This window comes from Rhizobium grahamii (genome assembly GCF_009498215.1).
Classification (GTDB): Bacteria; Pseudomonadota; Alphaproteobacteria; order Rhizobiales; family Rhizobiaceae; genus Rhizobium; species Rhizobium grahamii_A.
In genome coordinates this window covers 1,455,026-1,476,240 of sequence record NZ_CP043499.1, presented here as the reverse complement: position 1 = coordinate 1,476,240, position 21,215 = coordinate 1,455,026, and the positions used below count along the sequence as shown (strand labels likewise).

The following is a 21,215-nucleotide window of genomic DNA, read 5'->3' as shown; positions in this document are numbered from 1 at the left end:
TTCGATAACTATAAGGTTATGAAATCCATGATCGACAGTCGCGTGAAGTTTCGCCATCTGCAGACATTTGTCGAGGTCGCGCGCCAGAAAAGCGTGATGAAGGCCGCAGAACTGCTGCACGTCAGCCAGCCGGCGGTTACGAAGACGATCCGTGAACTCGAAGAGGTCCTGGGCGTCGATGTTTTCGAGCGTGACGGGCGCGGCATCAAGATCACGCGCTATGGCGAGGTGTTCCTGCGGCATGCCGGCGCTGCGCTGACTGCCCTGCGACAGGGACTGGATTCCGTATCGCAGGAGCGTTTCGGCGAAGCGCCACCCATCCGCATCGGTGCGCTTCCGACGGTATCGACCCGGATCATGCCGCGCGCCATGGAGCTTTTCCTGAAAGAGAACACCTGGAGCCGGATCAAGATCGTCACCGGCGAGAATGCCGTTCTTCTCGAACAGCTGAGGGTCGGCGATCTCGATGTGGTCGTCGGTCGGCTTGCCAGTGCGGAAAAGATGGCTGGCTTCTCGTTCGAGCATCTCTATTCCGAGCAGGTGGTGTTTGCTGTCCGGGCGGGTCATCCGCTGTTGGAGGCACGCCAATCCCTGTTTGCCAACCTCGGCGATTACACCGTCCTGATGCCGACGAGAGCCTCGATCATCAGGCCATTCGTGGAAAGCTTCCTGATCGCCAATGGCGTCGCGAGCCTGCCGAACCAGATCGAGACCGTGTCCGACGCGTTCGGGCGAGCCTTCGTGCGCAAGAGCGATGCGATCTGGATCATCTCAAGCGGCGTGGTTGCCTCGGATGTCAGCGACGGCGTCCTCCGCGTGCTGCCGATCGATACGACCGAGACCCGTGGGCCTGTCGGACTGACCATGCGAACCGATGCCATCCCTTCGCTTCCGCAATCGATCCTGATGCAGACGATCCGGGAGGCTGCCGCCGAGGTTGCTGCTGTCGAGAGCGTTTAGGCAGCCTGTTCGCTTATTTGCGCCTGTGCTAATCTACGTTGGATGAACTGTGCAGGGGAGGGGACCATGGCAAGTGCCACAGCATTGCATGGAACATGGCGAATGGTGTCGTGGAAGCGCCGGGCCGTCGCCTCGGGTGCCGTCTCGGATGCAATGGGTCCCGATCCCGTCGGCTATCTGTCCTATCAAGCTGATGGGCGAATGATGGCCGTCGTCGTGAGACGAGACAGACCGGCCTTGAAGGGGGCGGTGCCGAGTGATGCCGAGAAGGCTGCGCTATTCGACTCGATGCTTGCCTATGCCGGGACCTATACCTACGAAAACGGGCGCGTGGTTCACCATGTCGATGCGAGCTGGAATCCAGCCTGGGGCATCAGCGACCTGATCAGGCCGTTTTCCATCGACGGAAGCCGCCTCTCGATCAGCGGCGCGCCGGGCATCGATCCGAAGAACGGCGAGGAGGTCGTCTACGAACTGGAGTTTCGTAAGGTCTAGCCACTCGAGATACCTCCAAAATTGGACCGATGGTGCGGTTGACGGCGTGGAGTAACGCATGCTCCTCTCGATATTGCATTGCGGAAACGGCTCTTCGCCGACATGCGTGGCAGAACTACCGGTGCATGACAGAGTGGGCAGGCGGCGCAAACTGCGATCCGCGTGTCGTGGCTGTTCAGTGCTGGCCTGGATCAATCTTGACGAGGTTTGTCGTGGCATACGGAGCGGATCGCGGTCACACCGCGCGAAAGTCAGGATACTTCATCACCTTCATGATCCTGGCGATGCTGGCGGGATTGCCCGTTGCCGTCTGGCTTGACGTCAGCACCCTCTCGCAGGGCGCGGTCAAACGCCAGGCCGAGGACATGAGTTCGCTGATCACTAGCATCCGCTCCTACTACGCCAGCAATGTCGTCGGACGGATTCTCGCGGCGCATGCCGCCGGCGACGACGCCGGAACGGTGGTTACGCACGAATATGCCGAGATCCCCGGCGCAATCCCGATCCCCGCCACGCTTTCGCTGGAACTCGGCGATGTGATCCGCCAGCAGCAGGCCAACATCACGTATCGTTTTCTTTCTGACCTGCCGTTCAAGCGGCGCGCGCCGCATCCTCTCGACGCGTTCGAGACAAATGCACTGACCGCATTGCGCGGCGATCCGAAGCAAACGCCGACCGAAATCACCCGCAGCGGCTTCACCAACACCTTTCGGCTGGTGACACCCGTCATCATGGGGAAGGCATGCGTGGCGTGTCACAACACCCATCCGGAAAGCCCGAAGACAGACTGGAAGGTCGGTGATGTGCGCGGCATCCAGGAGGTCATCATCAAGCAGCCGTTTGCGCGCAACGTCTTCGCGTTCAAGTATCTGCTGCTCTATTTCCTCTGCATGGCCGCGCTCGGCATCGGCTTTATCATCTTCCAGCAGCGGCAGACCGCGCTGATCCAGGGCTTCAACCGCGAGCTGGAGTCGGCCAACGAATTCCTTGCCAGCATCTCGATGAAGATTTCGCGTTATCTCTCACCCCAGGTCTACAAGAGCATTTTCAGCGGCCAAAAGGATGTCGTCGTTCAGACAGAGCGCAAGCGGTTGAGCATCTTCTTTTCTGACATCAAGGATTTCACGGCCACCGCGGAACGGCTGCAGCCGGAGGCCCTGACGGAAATGCTCAACGAATATCTGACCGAGATGGCGGCGATCGCGCTCAAGCACGGCGGCACGCTCGACAAGTTTATCGGCGACGCCGTGCTCGTTTTTTTCGGGGATCCGGAAACCAACGGCGCCGTCGAGGACGCGAAAGCGTGCCTGCGCATGGCCGTGGACATGCAGCGGCGCCTGGGAGAGCTCAAGGAAAAATGGAGGCTCGACGGCACGGAAGAACCGTTCGTCGTCAGAATGGGCATCAATTCCGGTTACTGCAACGTCGGCAATTTCGGCAGCAACGACCGGATGGATTACACGATCATCGGCGCCGAGGCCAATCTGGCTGCAAGGCTGCAGTCGATAGCCGAGGGTGGGAAGATCGTCATCAGTTACGAAACCTACGCGCTGGTGAAGGATATCGTCGACGCGACACCTCTGCCGCCGATCACCATGAAGGGTATCCAGCGGGAGATCGTCCCCTATGCGGTCAACGGATTGGTTGGAGCCGATCGCAACCTTCGTGTTCTAAGCGAGCATTTTGCCGGCCTCGATCTGCACCTCGATATGACGCAGCTCGATCCGGAAGAGCGTGCGCGTGTTCGCGCAGCGCTGGCGGAAGCCATGGCCGTTATCGACGAACAAACAGCGCGCACCGTATAAAGTCTGTCAAACGGCGGCGTGACGCAAATCGCCGCCGTTTGACAGTTCCTTCCGTGGATGGCGGAAGGAGAGCTAGTAGGGAAGGCCGACGTAGTTTTCCGCAAGCGCGGTCGAGGCAGCGCGCGAATGCGTGAGATAGTCGAGTTCGGCTTCCTGAATCTTCTGGTCGAAATCACCGGTGTCGGGAAACCGGTGCATCATCGTCGTCATCCACCACGAAAAGCGAACCGCTTTCCAAACCCGCGCCAGCGCTTTCTGGGAATAGGCGTCGATACCTGCATTCGAGCGATCCTGATAGTGTTCCATCAAGCCCGAGAACAGGTAATGCACGTCGCTCGCCGCAAGATTGAGGCCCTTGGCGCCCGTCGGCGGGACGATGTGGGCCGCGTCACCGACAAGGAACAGGCGGCCGAAGCGCATCGGTTCGGCAACGAAGGAGCGGAGCGGCGCGATCGACTTCTCGAAGGAGGGAGCGGTTACAAGCGCTTCCGCGTGGTGCGCGGGCAGGCGCCGCCGCAATTCGTCCCAGAAGCGATCGTCGCTCCAATCCTCTATTTTTTCGTCAAGCGAACACTGGATATAGTAGCGGCTGCGGTGCGCCGACCGCATGGAACAGAGCGCAAATCCTCGCGGGTGGTTGGCATAAACAAGTTCGTGGTTCACAGGCGCGACGTCTGCCAGAATTCCGAGCCAGCCGAACGGATAGACCTTCTCGAAAGTGCGCAGCGATTTTTCCGGCACGGCCTTGCGGCTGGCGCCGTGAAAGCCGTCGCAACCTGCGATGAAATCGCAATCGATGCGCCTGACGGTGCCGTTATTCTCGTAGGTGATGTAGGGTGCGGCTCCGTCGAAATCGTGCGGTTGAACGTTTGCCGCCTCGTAGATCGTCTCGGCGCCCGAGCTTTCGCGCCGCTCCATCAGGTCGCGAGTGACTTCCGTCTGGCCGTAGACCATGACGCGCTTGCCGCCGGTCAGGCCGAAAAGGTCGATACGGTGGTCGCGACCGTCGAAGGCGAGAGAGAAGCCGTCATGCGGGAGGCCCTCGGCATGCATGCGTGTTCCTGCCTTGGCCTTGTCGATCAGGCCGACGGTACCTTCCTCCAGCACGCCGGCGCGGACGCGACCAAGAATGTAGTCCTTCCCAACGCGATCCAGGATGATGTTGTCGATGCCGGCTTCCGTCAGCAACTGGCCGAGCAAAAGCCCCGATGGGCCGGAGCCGATAATGGCTACCTTGGTGCGCATGGTGTCCTCCCGCACTTGTCTTTGGTCAAATTCTGACGATGCCAAGAGCAATCAACAATGGACAATTCCGGCATGAAATTGCACTAATCGAACATCTGGTGCAGGGAGGAGACTGTGGCGAGGAGCGTTCCGACATACGAACTCTATGGCGAAAGCAGCGGCCAAAACCCGATTTTTGGCTGCACTGTGAAACGATCCCATCAAGAAGCAGCCTGCACCACTGGGAAATCCGGCCGCATCGCCACGATAGTTTCTTTCAGATATTGTACATGGATAGCGGGTCCGGGGAGGCGATGTTTTCAGGGATCTGGCGCCCTATCGAAGCCCAGTCGGTGGTCACAGTTCCTCCCGGGCTCGATCACGGTTTCCGTTTCTCCAAGGATATCGATGGCTTCGTCATCACGGTACTGAGTTCGCATCTGAAGGCGATCCCCGGCGACCGCAGCCGGCTCGGCGCCTGGATGGCATCGCCGCACCTGACGAAACTCGATCTCAACGACGAGGACGCTCGCCATGTCGCGACCTGCCTGCGGCGGCTTGGGCAGGAGTTCTCAGAGCAGCGGGCCGGGCGCAATGATCTGCTGGAATCTTATCTGACCGCCGCGCTGCTTCTGACCGCACGGCTGTCTTCCGCAGGGCCGGAGGAGAAGGCGGCTGCCGACGAAAACGAACGCCGCATGGAGCTGCTGCATGGTCTGATACAGCAGCATTTCAAATCGCATCAGCCTGCGGCGTTCTATGCGAAGGCACTCGGCATCTCCCCGACCCATCTCAACCGGATCGTTCGCGCAACGACCGGCTACGGTGCGCATGACCTGATCGCTCGCAAGCTGCTCGATGAGGCCAAGCGCGAACTGGTATTCACGTTTGGCAGCGTTCAGGAGATCGCCTATCGCCTCGGCTTCTCTGATCCCGCCTATTTCTCGCGGTTCTTTCTCAAGCAGACCGGTCAAACCCCTCGGGCATGGCGGCTGGCGGAGCGCGCCAAGCTTGGCGGCTAGCGCAAGACGAGGCGAAGCGCCTTCTGTGTTTCTCTGAGCAGCGGCAGGTAGCGCTCAGGCATTTCGGCGGCTGATACGTGCGCTGCCGGCGCGCCGATGTTGATCGCGGCGACCGTCTGCCCGCGATCGTTCTCGACAGGAACCGCGATCGAGCAAAGGCCTATTTCCAGCTCCTGGTCTATAAGGGCGTAGCCCTGTTCGCGGACGCGTCGAAACTCCGCCAGCAACTCCTCGACATCGGTCTTGGTGTTCGGCGTGTTGGGCTTGAGGTCCGTACGTGAAAGGACCGCTCTCGCGTCGGCTTCCGGAAGCGCTGCCAAGAGCACGCGGCCCATCGAGGCGCAGAAGGCCGGCAGTCGGCTTCCGGGTGTCAGGTTGATCGACATGACACGACGCTGCGAGGCGCGCGCGATGTAGACGACCTCCGTGTTGTCGAGGACGGAGGCAGAAGCGCTCTGGCCTGCTTTTTCCGACAGCTGATCGAGATGCGGCTGGATCAGGACGGGCAGGGGCGTCGCCGAGAGGTAGGCATGTCCAAGCCGCAGGATCTTGGGCGTCAGAGTGAAGAATTTCCCGTCGTAATCCGCATAGCCGAGTTCTGCGAGGGTAAGCAGCGAACGTCGCACGGTGGCGCGGTCGAGCCCGGTCAGCTTCGCGGCTTCGGCAATCGACAGACGCTGACGGGTCTCCTCGAAGGCTTCGATCACCTTCAACCCCCTGGCGAACCCGCTGACGAAATCAGTTTCACGCATCTGGTCCCGTCCCCCGTCTGTGACGCAGCTTTGAAGACTGTTTGGTCGGTTCTGCTTCTCGACGTCAATAGGGAAAGAGAAACCGGCTTTGCTTTCGTCCCGCGACGTCACGTTCTTGCGCCGCATGGCTGTAAGTATGAGGCGGTTAAACGTCGGTATAGATCACGGGCATGCCGGCAAGAGCTAGATTGCGGCCGATTACAGCAGTCTTCTTGTCACCGCCGTTCACAAGGACGCTCCATGCCCAAGCGCCTGATATATGCCATCCTGGTTGCCTCGATGGCGCTCACTGCTCCCGGCCTGATATCGAGCACTGCGATTGCCCATGGTGACCACGGTGGCGGGCATCATGGCGGACACGAAGGCGGTTTCGGTGGTGACGATCACTCCCATGATTACAGCCCAGGTCGCGGTGAAGGATTCGATGGAGATCACACCGGGTATGAAGGCGACGATTTTCACCGTACCCACCGCATTACGCGCCGGTTTCATAACGGCGACGGATTTCTCGACAACTTTGATGACGAGGATGAGTGCTATCCCGAATGGTTTTACAATCGCGGCGATCTGCCATTCCGCTCGGGCGTCTGCCCTGATTGACCACCACTTGGATCAAAGAGCGGCTTGAGCAGCTCTGCCAAGCGTCGCCACCTGACGAGCTGCATCCGACCATGCGAAGCACACCCCTCCAGCTGCTGAAGAGACTGAGCCGGGAAAACCCGTCGAAGCCGATGCTGTTTGCATCAATTGCAACGGCCAGTTCCGGCTTCCTGGATGCCATCGGGTATCAGCAGCTCAACCATCTCTACGTGTCCTTCATGAGTGGAAACAGCACGCACTTGGGCATGTCACTCGCGCAGGGAAAATGGAGCGATGTCCTCCAGGCATCCTATGTGATTTCGTCGTTCGTCGCGGGCTCCGCGATAGGAACGCTGATGTCCGATGCCCTTGAGAGACCTCTTCTGGCTCTGGTTTTAAGCGAGATCATGCTCTGTAGCGTTTCGGCATTTTTGGCAGCCATCGGGTTTGGCACCCCTGCCTTGCTGCTCATCGCGCTAACGATGGGCATGCAAAATGTCATGCACCAGAATGTCTCAGGCACGGATGTCGGCAAAGGGTTCGTTACAGGAGCCCTGTTCGGCTTCGGTCAGGCCATCGCACTTGCGTTAAAGAACTCGGTCAGTTGGTCGCATGCGCGCGTGCATGGATGTTCATGGATCTCGTTCATAGCGGGGGTCATCGGAGGAACGATTTTCGTCTCGACAGTGGGCGTTGCTGCCTCGCTCGGATTTGCATGCGTCGGTCTGCTGGCGATGACCTTGATGGTGGTCGACGCGGCCATTGCCGGCGATCATGCTTGCTAGTCACGGAGCGTTCTTTGAAGTATTAACTGGAAGTAATGTATTAAAAATCTGCAATAAAAACATAACTAACCTTTAATTTGTAAATCCGTACTTCCGATTTCATATCTAGTCCACGCGATGAGTTTCGAATTCACGCGGTTTGAGCAACTCTTCTCAGGACTGATATCGTGACGAACATTATCAAAAACCGCCGCTCGATGGCACTTCTCGGCGCAGCAATTGTTGTTGGCGCCGCTTCCCTTCCGCTCGCCTTTGAAACGTCGTCGGCATTCGCCACGCCGGCAAGCGCTTCGATCGCGGGATCGTCCGCTGGCAATTCGTTTTCCTCGGTCGTTGATGCCGACAAGCCGGCTGTCGTAACCATCGTTACGACGATGAAAGCGCCGGCCCAGCAGGACGGCGACGACAATTCCCAGATGCAGGAACAGTTCAAGCAGTTCTTTGAACAGCAGGGCATTCCGGTGCCTCACCAGGCTCCCGGTCCGCAATCCGGAGAGCGTGCACAGGCTCTCGGATCGGGCTTTATCGTCAGCCCGGACGGCTACATCGTGACCAACAACCACGTGATCGCGAACGCCACGGATATCAAGGTGACGTTGGACGATGGAACGGAACTTCCTGCCAAGCTGATCGGCGCTGACCCAAAGGCCGATCTCGCCGTCGTCAAGGTCGACGCCAAGAAGGAACTTCCGACAGTCGCTTGGGGCGACTCCGACAAGCTGAGGCTTGGCGATCAGGTGCTTGCCATCGGAAACCCGTTCGGCATCGGGACGACGGTCACGGCCGGTATCGTCTCCGCCCGCGGCAGGGATCTGCACAGCGGCCCCTATGACGACTTTATCCAGATCGACGCACCGATCAATCATGGCAACTCGGGTGGTCCGCTCGTGGACAGCGATGGCAAGGTTGTCGGCATCAACACCGCGATCTATTCGCCGAATGGCGGCAGCGTGGGCGTAGGCTTCGCTATTCCCGCCGATCAGGCCAAGATGATCGTCGCCAAGCTCCAGAAGAACGGCTCCATCGATCACGGTTATCTGGGCGTCCAGATCCAGCCCGTCTCGCAGGACGTTGCCGATGCGATCGGTCTGGCAAAGCCGGCCGGGGCACTCGTTGCGGATGTGACGAAGGGCTCTCCTGCCGCCCGCGCCGGTATCGAGCAGGGTGATGCGATTACTGCTGTCGGCGACAAGACTGTCTCCACGCCGAAGGATCTCTCGCGTCTCGTCGCAGATCTTTCGCCTGGTGACAAGGAAACCATTACGGTCTGGCGCGACGGAAAGAGTGTCGACCTCAAGGTAGCGATCGGCGGAAATGACGACGGCAAGCCGGAGAAGGCATCGTTCAAGGGCGGTGAGAAGGCCGCGCCGACAGGTCCTCGGATCGGCGTATCCCTTGGCGATCTGACGCCCGAGGCTCGGGAGCGCATCGGTGTCTCCGAAGATGTCGAAGGTGCCGTTGTAGCGGAAGTTGCGCCCGATAAGCCGGCGGCCGAGGCAGGGCTCAAGGCCGGTGACGTGATCGTATCGGTCAACGGCAAGGCTGTACACGATGCCAGTGAAGCCAAGACCGCGGTTGCGACCGCGGCGAAGGACGAAAAGAAGTCGGTGCTGCTGCTGATCCAGCGCGGCGAAAACAAGACCTTCGTGGCTGTGCCGTTCGCGGCAGCTTAAACTGGCAACCTTGGGGCCGGCCTAGAGCAAATGCTAGGTCGGCTCCTTTTGTTTGCTTTCTTGACAACAGACGTTCTCGATATCTTCAGGCGCCACGTGCCTATTCGCCTAGCCGGTTCGAATTCGGAAGCCATGCGGCAAACGACGTGGTTGCCGCGATCGCAAGCAGGATCGCGGCAAACTGCCCGAGCCTTACCTTGTCGAAGCCTTCGACGTGTCCGAGCACGAAACTCGCGCAGGTCAGAACCACGCACACAAGACCGAGATAGGTCACAATCCCCTTCGGGAAAATTCGCGTCGATAGGACGATGACGGGAATATAGAGAACGGTGATGACAGGATCGAACGGGCCTAGGATATCCAGAAGGAATATCGCGGAAAGTGAAACCGGGACCAGGGCGAGCCGTAAGTTCTTGCGCAATTGTTTGAGTTGCATTTCGTAGGTCTCCGGGAAAACGAGGAAACGGATTGACGCGTTGTTGGCCTAGGGGCGGCTGCGCGCCTTCGCTATTGGGCGGCTTCTGTGGGAGTCTCCACTGATCTGTGCCGTCTAAACATCGAACTCAGCTGCTCGAGATAGAGATAGACGACTGGCGTCGTGTAGAGCGTCATCAACTGGCTGATCAGCAGACCGCCGACGATGGAGTAGCCCAGAGGCTGGCGGAGCTCCGATCCGGTTCCGTGTCCCAACATAAGCGGTATCCCCGCAAGTATGGCGGCCGCGGTTGTCATGATAATCGGTCGAAACCGCAAGAGGCATGCTTCACGAATAGCGTCGTGGGGTGACAGCCCAGATTGCCGCTCGGCTTCGATCGCGAAATCCACGATCATGATGCCGTTCTTCTTCACGATGCCGATGAGGAGGATGACGCCGATGAGTGCAATCACCGTGAAGTCGAACCCGAACAGCCAGAGCATTGTAAGCGCACCCAATCCCGCCGATGGCAGGGTGGACAGAATCGTCAGCGGATGCAGGTAGCTTTCATAGAGGACGCCAAGGATCAGGTAGATCACCACAATGGCGGCGAACACGAGGAGAGGTTCGGTAGCCAGCGAGGATTGATAGGCCTGAGCGTTGCCCTGGAACGTGCCGATAAGCGTCGGGGGCTTGTTCAACTCGTGTTCCGCCCGAGAAATCGCCGCAACAGCCTGGCTGAGAGCGGTGCCCTTCGAGAGATTGAAAGACAGCGTCACCGATGGAAACTGGCTCTGGTGATTTACGGCAAGCGCGGCATTGGGCTCGGTCGTTTGCTTTACCAACTGGTTCAGCGGAACCTGCTGCCCGGTCAGCGGTGATTTAAGATAGAGGTCATCCAGCGCGCTTGGCGAATGCTGAAACTCCGGAGCCACCTCGAGCACGACATGGTAGCTGTTGAGATCCGTGAAATACTGGGTGATCTGCCGCTGACCGAAAGCGTCATCAAGCGTGCTGTCGATCAGCTGAGGCGGAATGCCGAAACGAGAGGCTTGGTCTCGATCGATTTGCAAAGTCACAGTGGCCCCGCCGTTCTGCTGGTCGGTCGCAACGTCGGCGAGTTCAGGAAGGGTCTTGAACTTGGACAGGAGCTTGTCGGCCCACTCGTTCAACTCCGCCGGATTGCCGTCCTGGAGGGTATACTGGAATTGCGTCGGGGCGCTTCGTCCTCCAACGTTGATATCCTGGGCCGCCTGCAGAAAGAGCTGCGCGCCCTCCAGCCGCGCCAGCTTCGGACGCAGTCGTTCGATGATGCCGGTCGCCGACGCGTCTCGCTCATCGAGCGGCTTCAGCGTGATGAACATACGGCTGACGTTGAGCGTCGACCCACCGCCGCCGCCAACCTGCATGCCGACGGTGGCGATCGCCGGATCACTTCGGACGATCCGGTCGGCTTCAAGCTGAAGCTGCGACATCTTCTTGAAGGATATGTCCTGCGAGGCTTCAAGGACGCCCGTAATCAGGCCGGTATCCTGCGTCGGGAAGAAGCCCTTGGGAATCTGGACGAATACAAATGCCGTTGCACCGAGCGACGCGAGGAAGACCGCAAAGGTAATGCGATGATGGCGCAGTGCTATGTCCAGCGATCGCCGATAGCCAGACAGCAAATGATCGAAACCGCGTTCGAAGAGCAAATAAGCTCGGCCATGCGCTGCCTTGTTCTCGGGTTTCAAAAAACGCGAGCTCATCGTCGGGGTGATCGTCAGAGAAATGAGAGCCGAAACGACGATGGTCATCGTGACGGTGATCGCAAGCTCCCTCAACAGTTCACCCACGATTCCTCCCATAAGCAACAAGGGGATGAAGACCGCGACGAGCGAAATGCTGATGGAAATGATCGTGAAACCGATCTCACCGGCTCCATCAAGCGCGGCTTGAAACGGCGTCTTTCCCATTTCCATGTGCCGCTGAATGTTTTCGATCATGACGATTGCATCATCGACCACAAAGCCGACCGCAATGCTCAGACCCATCAGCGAGAGATTGTCGAGGCTGAAGCCGGCGACATACATCAGCGCAAGGGTCGCCATGAGCGCCAGCGGTACCGTTACGCTGGGGATGACCGTTGCCCAGAAGCTTCGAAGGAAGATGAAAATCACGGCCACCACCAGAGCGACGGTGATCATCAGCGTCTTCTCGACATCGAGCACCGACGCCCGGATGGTAACCGTCCTGTCGCTCAGAATGTCGAGATGAATATCAGCTGGAGCAAGCGCCTGAAGGCCCGGCAGTTCGGCTTTGATTTGCTCGACCGTGTCGATAACGTTGGCACCCGGTAGCTTGAATACCGCGAGCAGGATGGCGGGCTTTCCATTCGACCAGGCCGCGAGCTGCGTGTTTTCTGCGGCATCGACGGCCTGCCCGATGTCCCGGATGCGAACTGGTGCGCCGTTCCTGTAGGCAATGATCGCGTCGTTCCAGGGAGCGGCCTGAAGGATCTGATCGTTGTCGTAGACGGTGTAGGTTCGCTCTTTGCCCTGTATGCTGCCCTTGGGAGCGTCGACCGTAAGACCGATCGCTGCTGTCCGAACGTCTTCCAGCCCCAGCCCAAGCTCGGCAATCTTGTGTGGCTCGATCTGCAGCCGCACGGCTGGCTTTTGCTGACCAAACACCAGAACCTGCGAAACGCCGCTGAGCTGGCTGATGTGTTGTGAAAGGATGCTTTCGGAGAAGTCATCCACCTGCGTCAGGGGTGCCGTATCCGAGGTGAGAGCGAGGACCATGACCGGTGGGTCGGCTGGATTTACCTTGCGATAGGTCGGCGGTGACGGAAGATTTGTAGGGAGTTGGCCGCCGGCAGCGTTGATGGCCGTTTGGACATCCTGAGCGGCGCCGTCAATATTGCGAGACAGGTCAAACTGAAGGGTAATCGAGCTGCTTCCAAGCGTGCTGCTTGACGTCATCTGGGTGACGCCGGGAATTTGCCCGAACTGTCGTTCCAGTGGCTGTGTCACCGAAGACGCCATGGTCTTGGGATCCGCGCCCGGAAGCTGCGTCGAAACCTGGATCGTCGGAAAATCGACCTGGGGCAGGGGGGCAACCGGCAGCAACGGATATGCTGCAACCCCCACAGCGAAAAGTCCGGCCATCAACAGCGAGGTCGCGATAGGCCTTTGAATGAACCAAGAGCTGATCGACATCGGCTAGTTCACCTTGCTTGCGGAGATTGTAGAAGATTGGATGGGAGTGAAGGAAACCTTCGTTCCTTCCTGCAGCCGGTACTGTCCCTGCGTTACGACCTTGTCGGACGCTGCCAGCCCGGTGGTGATGGCAGCCTTGCCGTCTTCAATCGGCCCGGGAGAGACCTGTCGGACCGAAACCGTGGAGTCTGGGTTGACGACGTAGACGTAGAAGCCGTCCTCTCCCCTCTGGAGAGCAGATGACGGCACCGTCAGCGCGCCTGACAGTGTTCGGTCCCGGAGCCTGAGCGTGACGAACTGGCCGGGCCACAATGCGTTATCAGGATTCTGGAATTCCGACTTGATGCGGATTGTGCCGCTGGATTGATCGATCTCATTGTCGATCAGGGAAAGGTGGCCGGTGGCCAGCTTGGTCGACTTGTCGCTGCTGAGCGCCTCGACCTCGACAGACCCTTGTTTCTGCGCTTGCTGAACGGACGGCAGATCGTCCTCTCTGAGCGTCGAAATGACCGAGATCGGTTGCATCTCGGTCACCACGACGATGCCGCCGGCATCCGTGGTCTGGATCTGATTGCCAGCATCGATCAGACGAATGCCTGTACGCCCGTCGATCGGCGATGTTATCTGCGTGTAGGAAAGCGAAATATCGGCCGCAGCTTTGGCAGCCTTGTCCTGGGCGAGCTGCGCGACCAGCTGGTTCACCTGGCTCTCCTGCGCCTCAAGTGTCTCTTGCGTCGTGATGCCCTGTTCCGAGAGCTTCTGGTCCTTGCCGAGCAGAAACCTGGCGTTCGCCAGATCGGCTTCGTCCTGTTGAATCTTGGCCACCGCCTGATCGATTGCGGCCTGGTATGGACGAGGGTCGATGACCGCAAGCAGATCGCCCTTCTTCACGTACTGTCCCTCGATGAAATTGACGCTTTGTAACTCTCCGTCGACGCGAGACTTGACCGTGACAGTGTTGAACGCCTGAACGGCGCCCAAGCCATCCAGATAGATTGGAACGTCGTCGATCACAGGACTGGCGACTTGAACCGGAACGGTGGCTGGGCCCGCCGCAGCGCTGTCGGCCGCAATGGAGGGCTCAGCGATAAAACCGCACGCTGGTGCGCCGCATATCAAGAGGGTCGTGGCAGCCTTTATCAGGGAGTGCCGGAAAACTATTCTCGGAGCAGTCAGCATCAAAATTCTCCGTCGATAACAGCTCCGAAGATGTTATTCGCGACGGAAAGAACTGGCATCTATACCTAGGTTTAGGCGACACCGGACGAAGGCGTATCCGAGCAATCAGCCAAGACTATTTGCAATAGATCGAGAGTTATCGGATGTGCAATTGCCTCGACGTGGGCCGCGGCATGCGGGATAGAGATCGGTGTCGATGACTAGAACATACGCCGACCGCAGAGACAAAAGCGCATGTCCGCCTGGATGACCGAAGGCGCTGCAAGAGCGTGCCTTGATAAACGTCAATTCTGCGAAAACGTAGTCATGATCCATCGATCTAATGCGTCTAAACCTTTGTATAGATGCGGTTCGTAGCCCGCCGAATTACCTTCTCATCGTCGATACATAACGATGCCAACCCGGATCATAGACGGGTTGGGCGATGCACGACTTATTGAAATCGAGATCCGACCGCGACTTGTCCTGCAGTGGAGCTACAGAGGCTCTCCTGGAGCCAAGAACCCGTGCCCTCGCGGCCTAGGTCATCGCCAAAGACCGTAAAATCAGAGGATTCCAAATGAACAAGCACGAAACCATTCAACCGATCCGTGGCACCAGGGGCGCGGATGATCCCGGTCCTCGCAACATCGAGCTCGATCTGCAGAACCCCGACATTCTGATCCCGCCGGAAACAGACAACGGTTCGTTGCCGAACCTGAGATTCCCGTTCGCGATGGCGCACAACCGTCTTGAGGATGGTGGCTGGGCGCGCGAGGTGACCGTGCGCGAGTTTCCGGTTGCCAAGAGCATGGCCGGCGTGAACATGCGCCTCGGCCCTGGCGTGGTTCGGGAACTGCATTGGCACAAAGAAGCCGAGTGGGCCTACATCCTGCAGGGTACCGCTCGCCTTACCATCGTTGATCCGGAAGGAAACCTCTCGATCGACGATCTCAAGCCGGGCGACGTCTGGCTCGTGCCCGCCGGTGTGCCGCACTCGATCCAGGGCCTCGAAGAAGGAACCGAATTCCTTCTTGTGTTCGACGACGGCAACTTCTCCGAGAACGAGACACTGCTGATCACCGAATACATGGCTCACACTCCGCCGAGCGTCCTTGCAAAGAATTTCGGCGTCGCCAGCGAGAATTTCGCCGACATTCCGAAATCGGAGAAATACATCTTCCGGCTCCCAGTGCCGGCACCGCTCGATGCCGTGCGTGGCCTTTTGCCCAATAGTCCGCCGCCATTGTCCTATGTCTTCCATTCGTCCGAAATTCCGGCCGCCCGGTACACAGGCGGGTCCGTCAAGACGATCGATGCCCACAATTTCCCGGTAACGACGCTGTCTGCGCTCATCATCGAGATCGAGCCGGGCGGCATGCGGGAGATGCATTGGCATCCGGATGCAGACGAGTGGCAGTACTACATCGAAGGCGAAGCGCGAATGACGGTTTTCGATGCCACATCGAAGGCGCGAACCTTCAACTATCGCGCCGGCGACGTCGGCTTCGTGCCGCGCACCCTAGGCCACTACATCGAGAACACCGGCACCACACCGGTGAAGGTAGTCAACGTTTTCAATAGCCGTCTCTGCACGGATGTGTCGCTGAACCGATGGATGGCATTGACGCCACCCGATCTCGTTCAGGGCCATCTGAACCTCAACGAGACCGTGATGAAAGCCTTGCGCCAAACCCGCGAAGCCGTCGTACGTTGATCGCACGTGATCCATAAGGCGACCGTTGGCGGACTTTTATAAAGTCAGAGTGCGTGGGCAGACCTGTCCACGCACCCCAGCTGACGCGCTCGCAGCAGACCCGCAGAAAGAATTTCGATGAGAATGAAATCAGCAGTTTGTTTGGCGCTCATTTCGTTTGGGCTTATCGCCTCGGATGCGCTGGCGATGGAGAATGAGCGCTCCACCAAGATCCCCGCGCAGAAGATCGTCGGTCAGACGTCTCGACAGGAGCCCGCGGCATCGCTGCTCGTGATCAATTCAAAAGCGGCGAAGCTGGAAGGGACCAAGCTCATCTTGACCGGCGTGTCCCCAAACTCGATCGTCTTCGCAGACAGGCCCACCCAGGCAGCCGGCCACCTTTCGACGGAAGACCTCATCAAGCAATGGGACCAAGGACCCGACAGTTTCGCTGTGGACCCGCCGAACGCGACGATCTCGGTGCTGAATGGTGGATCCGATATCAGTGATGCAGTCGTAACTCTGAAGTCCGCCGCGCTCGCAGGCGATACGCTGACCTTCGATGTCACTGTGCTTGAGGGAAGCCTGAACGGTGCGAGCGGACCCGCCGCGCTTTTTGTCGATCATTGGCACGGCTGGAACAATGCGGGTTGGTACGGGCTTGGCCTTGCAACGGGTGCTGTCGCTGCCGCGCACCTGGCTCGTTCGCCGCATCCGGTCTACGCAGCGCCGTCCTATTATGATCCCTATTATACTCCGAGCGCGTGCCCTCCGGGCTTCTGGTTGGGACCGTGGGGTGACTGCCGCGACACTCCGTATCATGGGCAATTGCCGAACGGAGCCTGGCAATAGGCTGGCTCCCTTAACTGCCCATTCGGGGCCCGCGGACAGGCATCGCCCCGCGGTCTCCCAAGCCAACCAGCCAATCCCATCGAAAGTGGAAATGAAATGCGCGAACCTCTGCAGAGCGTAGTCGTGACGTCCCATGCATCTATTGCCGTCGAGGAAACTCAAGGCGACGGCCAGGCGGTGTTGTTCATTCACGGCAACTCGACGTGCCGACGGGTTTTCCGAAAGCAGTTCCGAAGCCCACTCGCGGAAAAGTACCGGTTCATTTCGATCGATCTTCCCGGACACGGTGATTCAAGCGATGCGGCTGATCCATCCCGGACGTATACACGCCCGGGGTTGGCGGATGCCGTGCTGGAAACGGTGGAACGGAAGCAGGTTGAAAGTGCCGTGATTGTCGGGTGGTCGCTTGGCGGACATATCACGATCGAGATGTTGGCACGCTCCAAACTGGTGACTGCGTTGCTCCTGGTGGGAACGCCTCCCGTTGGCGACGATATCCGGCAAGGGTTTCGAGGAAAGCCCCTGGGTGGCCTCGCCAGCCAAAGCGTGCTTTCGCAAGACGAAATCACCCGCTTTGTCGAGGGGATATTCGGCACATCCGCCGAACCCTTTATGCGAAGCGCAGTCGCAAGAACGGACCCTCAGTTCCGCGCCACCCTATTTGCCGCCGCGGCGAAGGGAGAGGGGGTCAATCAACGACAGACATTGTCAGCGACAAGCCGACCGACAGCGATGGTGAATGGCGCCGAGGATACGATCGTCAATCTCGATTACATAGACGGCGTGGACTACGGAAACCTCTGGCGCGGGCATTGCGTGCGAATTCCGAATTGCGCTCATGCGCCATTCTGGCAGGCGCCCGAGGACTTCAATGTCGTTCTCACGGATTTCCTCGCCGACATCGCCGAGAAGTGACCTCTGCCCGTCGTCGAAAATCAGTTCAGTCCGGTGTTGCAAGTGTAATGCGATACCGGCCCGTTGAAACCTTCGATCGATCTGCTCGCCTCAGAATCCGACTAGGTCTTCAGAAAACAAGGCAGTGCGATGTACGCTGAACTAAACGGCACAGAAATATTCTTCGATATCGAAGGCAGCGGTTTCTCAATTGAGGGAAATCGGCTCAGCCCCAAGCCCGCCATCGTTGTCTTGCACGGTGGCCTGGGCTTCGATCACGCCTACCTGCGGCCGGATCTCGGCAAGCTCAAGGATGTCGCGCAGATCATCTTTGTCGATCTGAGGGGGCAGGGCCGATCGGGCAGACCGGATCTTGGCACCTGCACCCTGGAGCAGATGGCTGATGACGTCGTTTCCTTGTGCGCACACCTCGGCATTTCCTCGCCCATCGTGTTTGGACATTCGGCCGGCGGCTTCGTCGCGCTGCATCTCGCGCTGAAGTATCCTTCGTTCGCCGGCGGCCTCATTCTATGCGCCAGCAGCCCGACGGCCGCCTCGTTGGATGACGACGGCGGGACTGTCGCTCCGCCGCTGGCATCGCGAGCGTCGCCGGATGCCCTGGCGGCGGCTGGGCGAATCTTTTCCGGAGAAATCACGTCGGAGACGATCGGGTTGTTCTTCACCGAGGTGGCGCCCTACTACGCTGCACCCGCCAATATGGACCGAGTCCCGCAGCTCCTGGACCTTTGTTCCGCTGACATCGGGATGATGCGGCACTTCATGCATGACATTGCCCCAAGTTACGACGTTCGGTCTCGACTGCAGGAAATTGTGGTGCCCGCGCTGGTGCTTTTTGGCCGGTATGATTGGGTGTGTCCGCCTCGGGCAAGTCGCTTTCTCGCCAAGAATATTCCGAGGTCGACGTTGGTCGAGTTCTCCGCATCGGGACACTTCCTGTTCATGGAAGAATCCGAGGAGTTTTGTTCCGTCGTCAGAGAATTCGTCGGAACAATCGGCGTGCCGTAGGCCGAGTAGCGCAGCATCCTGAGGATCTAACAGCGGGTCCAACCTTCGAAGTGACGCCAGCGTGGTTCACGAGCCGATGCTCCGTGCCTTCGGCGCGGTCGGAATGGTGTGGCCGAAGACTGAGCGACTTACGATAGTGGAGCATTCGATGAGTGATCAACAGTCTGCCAGGAATGGACGAGGCGTCCTTGGAATGCCTGCCGGCAGCAGCAGGGCAGTCAGTCCGAGAAAAGTCGGCAGTCTCTATCAGACGTCGACGATTTCCGCACTCGCAGACGGTGTGTATGTCGGCGAGGCAACCTATGGCGATTTACATCGGCACGGTGATTTCGGCCTCGGCACCTTCAACAATCTCGACGGTGAGATGGTCGGCCTCGATGGCGTTTTCTATCAGCTGAGATCGGACGGTTCGGTACGTATTGTGCAAGACGATTGGAACACGCCCTTTGCTGCCGTCACCTTTTTCGAGGCCAGCACCTCGGTGCAGTTGCAATCGACTTCCAAGGCGGAGGTGTTCGATCGGCTCATGCAGTCGATCGAGGTGAACCTGTTTACGGCAATCCGGATCGATGGGCGTTTCAAGAGGGTGGTTACGCGCACTGTCCATGAGCAGCGTCCTCCCTTTCCGAAGTTTCCGGACGCCGCTTCAAAGGAAAAGAAATCCATGCTGGCGGATGTCGAAGGCACATTGGCGGGATATCGCACGCCAATCTATGCGGGCAATCTCAATGTGCCCGGCTTCCACCTGCATTTCCTCTCGGCCGATCGCGCGGTCGGAGGGCATGTCCTCGATTTTGAGATCGACGAAGCGATCGCGAAGCTCTGCCCGTTACACAGCTTGCACGTCGATTTTCCACGAAGCGGGGCTTTTCTCAAAGCCAACCTCGATTCTCCCGACCTTGCCCGAGATATCTCCGCGGCCGAAAACAGCTAGCAATCAGGTGAAACACCAATGACCTCCTTAGAAAAGCCTGCGACAGGGGCCGATATTGTTGTTGAGACACTTGAGCGACAGGGTGTGACGCATGTCTTCGGCGTTCCTGGCGCAAAGATCGACAAGGTATTCGATCGGCTCGTCGATTCCAGCATTCAGACCGTCGTGTGTCGTCATGAGCAGAATGCAGCCTTCATCGCCGGCGGAATAGGGCGAATGACGGGCAAGGCGGGCATCGCGATCGCCACGTCCGGTCCGGGTGTATCGAACCTCGCGACAGGCCTCGCCACGGCTCATTCAGAGGGAGATCCGCTGGTCGCGCTTGGCGGTTCTGTTGCCGTGGCTGATCGCCTGAGGTCGCTTCACCAGAATCTCGATGCGGTCGAACTCCTGAAACCAGTGACGAAGTTTGCCGCCGAAGTGGCGTCGCCCTCAACCACGGCGGAAGTGTTGTCGACAGCGTTCCGCGCCGCCGAGAGCGGCCGGCCTGGTGCTGCTTTCGTGTCCTTGCCGATCGACGTGATGACCGCTCCCGCGGAGTGCAAGTCTATATCGCCGCGAGCGACACCCGAATTGGGCGCGGGTTCCAAGAAAACGATTCTGGAAGCCGCACGCATCATCAATCATGCCCGCAATCCAGTCGTCCTTCTTGGCCTTATGGCAAGCAAGCCCGCCGCGGCCAACGCGATACGCTTGCTGCTGGACGAGGTTTCGCTTCCCGTTGTCGGCACGTTCCAGGCAGCAGGCGCACTATCCGAAAAGGAATTCGCATCTTTCGGCGGACGTATAGGCCAGATTGCCAACCAACCGGCCGACGAACTTCTGGATGATGCCGACGTCGTGATCACCGTCGGATATGATGCGATCGAGTATTGGCCGTCGATATGGAACCGCGGCTCCGACCGCCCGATCATCCACATCGATGTTCTCGCCGCCAAAATAGACAACGACTACAATCCCTCCGTTGAAATTATCGGGAGTATCGAGGAAAGCCTCTCACGGCTCACACCGATGCTTCGCAGGAATGCCATCTCCGAGCGTGCAGGCACCTTTCTCAAGCGGATTGCCGCTGATCGAGCACGGATGATTGCGGAAGCGGGTACCTATAACGGCAGCCCCGTCCACCCGCTAAGGATCATCGCGGAGCTTCAGAAAATCCTGTCGCCGGATGTAACGGTCTGCTCCGACATGGGCTCGTTCAGCCTTTACCTGTCGCGATACCTCACCAGTTTTCGCGCAAGGCAGGTCCTTATCTCCAACGGACAGCAAACCCTCGGTGTTGCGTTGCCCTGGGCGATCGCCGCGAGCATCGTTCGGCCGAATGAAAAGGTGCTGTCGATCTCCGGCGACGGTGGCTTCTTGTACTCGGCAATGGAGCTGGAAACAGCGGTACGCCTCAAGGCTAACCTTGTGCACATGGTCTGGATCGATGGCAGCTACAACATGGTCGGCGTCCAGGAGAAATTGAAGTACGGCCGTGTTTCCGGCACCGAATTCGGGCCCGTCGATATTGTCAGATACGCTCAGGCGTTTGGCGCCATCGGCCATCACATATCGCATGCCGAAGACATCGGGCCGACGCTGCAGAAGGCCTTCGAAACGCCTGGCCCGGTGTTGATCAGCGTGAATGTCGACTACGCCGATAACTTCAAGCTGTTCGAAGCCGTCCATCGCGACAGTACCTTCTAGCGACGCATCCTCCTGAAGCAACCATGCGACGTGCAACTCCGCCCGCTACAGGCCAG

Annotated in this window: 17 protein-coding genes and 1 pseudogene; 13 read left to right on the top strand and 5 right to left on the bottom strand. The window is 58.9% G+C overall.

The annotated features are described in order from the left end of the window. Positions 1 to 27: 27 nt before the first annotated feature. The 3 genes from pcaQ to FZ934_RS25560 all read left to right on the top strand — a co-directional run bounded on the left by pcaQ (position 28) and on the right by FZ934_RS25560 (position 3,260). Entirely contained in the window at positions 28 to 960 is a 933-nt protein-coding gene (gene pcaQ / locus FZ934_RS25570) for a pca operon transcription factor PcaQ (RefSeq protein ID WP_153273597.1), read from the top strand. Between the two features lie 66 nt (positions 961 to 1,026). Continuing rightward, positions 1,027 to 1,455 carry a lipocalin-like domain-containing protein gene (locus FZ934_RS25565; protein WP_153273596.1) on the top strand — a complete coding sequence of 143 codons (429 nt, stop codon included), beginning with the start codon at positions 1,027 to 1,029 and terminating at the stop codon, positions 1,453 to 1,455. A 272-nt stretch (positions 1,456 to 1,727) separates the two neighbouring features. After that, a complete protein-coding gene (locus FZ934_RS25560; RefSeq protein WP_153274041.1) occupies positions 1,728 to 3,260 on the top strand; it encodes an adenylate/guanylate cyclase domain-containing protein in 1,533 nt (510 codons plus the stop codon). A gap of 72 nt (positions 3,261 to 3,332) precedes the next feature. Here FZ934_RS25560 and pobA read toward each other — a convergent pair whose 3' ends face one another. Next, entirely contained in the window at positions 3,333 to 4,505 is a 1,173-nt protein-coding gene (pobA, locus tag FZ934_RS25555) for a 4-hydroxybenzoate 3-monooxygenase (RefSeq protein ID WP_153273595.1), read from the bottom strand. A 114-nt stretch (positions 4,506 to 4,619) separates the two neighbouring features. On the opposite strand from pobA, the pseudogene FZ934_RS25550 reads away from it, so the two are divergent. Next, positions 4,620 to 5,506, top strand: a pseudogene (locus FZ934_RS25550) (helix-turn-helix domain-containing protein). On the opposite strand, the gene FZ934_RS25545 reads toward FZ934_RS25550, so the two are convergent. Continuing rightward, positions 5,503 to 6,258 carry an IclR family transcriptional regulator gene (locus tag FZ934_RS25545; RefSeq protein WP_153273593.1) on the bottom strand — a complete coding sequence of 252 codons (756 nt, stop codon included), beginning with the start codon at positions 6,256 to 6,258 and terminating at the stop codon, positions 5,503 to 5,505. The pseudogene FZ934_RS25550 and the gene FZ934_RS25545 overlap by 4 nt on opposite strands. A 240-nt stretch (positions 6,259 to 6,498) precedes the next feature. Here FZ934_RS25545 and FZ934_RS25540 point away from each other — a divergent pair, with 240 nt between their 5' ends. The 3 genes from FZ934_RS25540 (at position 6,499) to FZ934_RS25530 (ending at position 9,295) form a co-directional block, all read left to right on the top strand. Further along, positions 6,499 to 6,858 (top strand): hypothetical protein, encoded by a 360-nt coding sequence (locus tag FZ934_RS25540; RefSeq protein ID WP_153273592.1) that lies wholly within the window; start codon positions 6,499 to 6,501, stop codon positions 6,856 to 6,858. Continuing rightward, a complete protein-coding gene (locus FZ934_RS25535) occupies positions 6,855 to 7,622 on the top strand; it encodes a YoaK family protein (RefSeq protein ID WP_153273591.1) in 768 nt (255 codons plus the stop codon). Before FZ934_RS25540 ends, FZ934_RS25535 begins: the two co-directional genes overlap by 4 nt. 167 nt (positions 7,623 to 7,789) lie before the next feature. Further along, the gene (locus tag FZ934_RS25530) at positions 7,790 to 9,295 is read left to right on the top strand and encodes a DegQ family serine endoprotease (RefSeq protein WP_153273590.1); all 1,506 of its coding nucleotides are present in this window, start codon (positions 7,790 to 7,792) and stop codon (positions 9,293 to 9,295) included. Positions 9,296 to 9,395: 100 nt separating this feature from the next. On the opposite strand, the gene FZ934_RS25525 is transcribed toward FZ934_RS25530, so the two are convergent. The 3 genes from FZ934_RS25525 to FZ934_RS25515 all read right to left on the bottom strand — a co-directional run bounded on the left by FZ934_RS25525 (position 9,396) and on the right by FZ934_RS25515 (position 14,089). Further along, a complete protein-coding gene (locus tag FZ934_RS25525) occupies positions 9,396 to 9,731 on the bottom strand; it encodes a hypothetical protein (protein ID WP_153273589.1) in 336 nt (111 codons plus the stop codon). 71 nt (positions 9,732 to 9,802) lie between these two features. Further along, positions 9,803 to 12,910, bottom strand: a complete 3,108-nt coding sequence (locus FZ934_RS25520) for an efflux RND transporter permease subunit (protein WP_153273588.1) — start codon at positions 12,908 to 12,910, stop codon at positions 9,803 to 9,805. Positions 12,911 to 12,913: 3 nt separating this feature from the next. Continuing rightward, positions 12,914 to 14,089, bottom strand: coding sequence for an efflux RND transporter periplasmic adaptor subunit (locus FZ934_RS25515; RefSeq protein WP_153273587.1), 1,176 nt, complete (start codon positions 14,087 to 14,089; stop codon positions 12,914 to 12,916). Between the two features lie 559 nt (positions 14,090 to 14,648). Between FZ934_RS25515 and FZ934_RS25510 the strand changes: the two genes are divergently transcribed. The 6 genes from FZ934_RS25510 (at position 14,649) to alsS (ending at position 21,159) form a co-directional block, all read left to right on the top strand. Next, the gene (locus tag FZ934_RS25510) at positions 14,649 to 15,785 is read left to right on the top strand and encodes an oxalate decarboxylase family bicupin (RefSeq protein WP_153273586.1); all 1,137 of its coding nucleotides are present in this window, start codon (positions 14,649 to 14,651) and stop codon (positions 15,783 to 15,785) included. Between the two features lie 531 nt (positions 15,786 to 16,316). Next, positions 16,317 to 16,616: a hypothetical protein gene (locus FZ934_RS28750; RefSeq protein WP_432443672.1), complete on the top strand. Its 300-nt coding sequence runs from the start codon at positions 16,317 to 16,319 to the stop codon at positions 16,614 to 16,616. 96 nt (positions 16,617 to 16,712) lie between these two features. Next, on the top strand, positions 16,713 to 17,531 hold the full coding sequence (locus FZ934_RS25500) for an alpha/beta fold hydrolase (protein ID WP_246737946.1): 819 nt from the start codon (positions 16,713 to 16,715) through the stop codon (positions 17,529 to 17,531). Positions 17,532 to 17,660: 129 nt separating this feature from the next. Then, a complete protein-coding gene (locus FZ934_RS25495; RefSeq protein WP_153273584.1) occupies positions 17,661 to 18,536 on the top strand; it encodes an alpha/beta fold hydrolase in 876 nt (291 codons plus the stop codon). Positions 18,537 to 18,684: 148 nt separating this feature from the next. Further along, entirely contained in the window at positions 18,685 to 19,470 is a 786-nt protein-coding gene (budA, locus tag FZ934_RS25490; RefSeq protein ID WP_194273831.1) for an acetolactate decarboxylase, read from the top strand. 18 nt (positions 19,471 to 19,488) lie between these two features. After that, the gene (gene alsS, locus FZ934_RS25485) at positions 19,489 to 21,159 is read left to right on the top strand and encodes an acetolactate synthase AlsS (protein ID WP_153273582.1); all 1,671 of its coding nucleotides are present in this window, start codon (positions 19,489 to 19,491) and stop codon (positions 21,157 to 21,159) included. The last annotated feature ends 56 nt before the right edge of the window (positions 21,160 to 21,215 follow it).

What these genes read in the sequence shown, in the direction of transcription:
- alsS (WP_153273582.1), top strand. Translation starts at nt 19,489, where the DNA reads ATGACCTCCTTAGAAAAGCCTGCGACAGGGGCCGATATTGTTGTTGAG.
- FZ934_RS25560 (WP_153274041.1), top strand. Translation starts at nt 1,728, where the DNA reads ATGATCCTGGCGATGCTGGCGGGATTGCCCGTTGCCGTCTGGCTTGAC.
- FZ934_RS25495 (WP_153273584.1), top strand. Translation starts at nt 17,661, where the DNA reads ATGTACGCTGAACTAAACGGCACAGAAATATTCTTCGATATCGAAGGC.
- FZ934_RS25565 (WP_153273596.1), top strand. Translation starts at nt 1,027, where the DNA reads ATGGCAAGTGCCACAGCATTGCATGGAACATGGCGAATGGTGTCGTGG.
- FZ934_RS25500 (WP_246737946.1), top strand. Translation starts at nt 16,713, where the DNA reads ATGCGCGAACCTCTGCAGAGCGTAGTCGTGACGTCCCATGCATCTATT.
- FZ934_RS25545 (WP_153273593.1), bottom strand. Translation starts at nt 6,258, where the DNA reads ATGCGTGAAACTGATTTCGTCAGCGGGTTCGCCAGGGGGTTGAAGGTG.
- pobA (WP_153273595.1), bottom strand. Translation starts at nt 4,505, where the DNA reads ATGCGCACCAAGGTAGCCATTATCGGCTCCGGCCCATCGGGGCTTTTG.
- FZ934_RS25510 (WP_153273586.1), top strand. Translation starts at nt 14,649, where the DNA reads ATGAACAAGCACGAAACCATTCAACCGATCCGTGGCACCAGGGGCGCG.
- FZ934_RS25525 (WP_153273589.1), bottom strand. Translation starts at nt 9,731, where the DNA reads ATGCAACTCAAACAATTGCGCAAGAACTTACGGCTCGCCCTGGTCCCG.
- FZ934_RS25540 (WP_153273592.1), top strand. Translation starts at nt 6,499, where the DNA reads ATGCCCAAGCGCCTGATATATGCCATCCTGGTTGCCTCGATGGCGCTC.
- pcaQ (WP_153273597.1), top strand. Translation starts at nt 28, where the DNA reads ATGATCGACAGTCGCGTGAAGTTTCGCCATCTGCAGACATTTGTCGAG.
- budA (WP_194273831.1), top strand. Translation starts at nt 18,685, where the DNA reads ATGAGTGATCAACAGTCTGCCAGGAATGGACGAGGCGTCCTTGGAATG.
- FZ934_RS25515 (WP_153273587.1), bottom strand. Translation starts at nt 14,089, where the DNA reads ATGCTGACTGCTCCGAGAATAGTTTTCCGGCACTCCCTGATAAAGGCT.
- FZ934_RS25520 (WP_153273588.1), bottom strand. Translation starts at nt 12,910, where the DNA reads ATGTCGATCAGCTCTTGGTTCATTCAAAGGCCTATCGCGACCTCGCTG.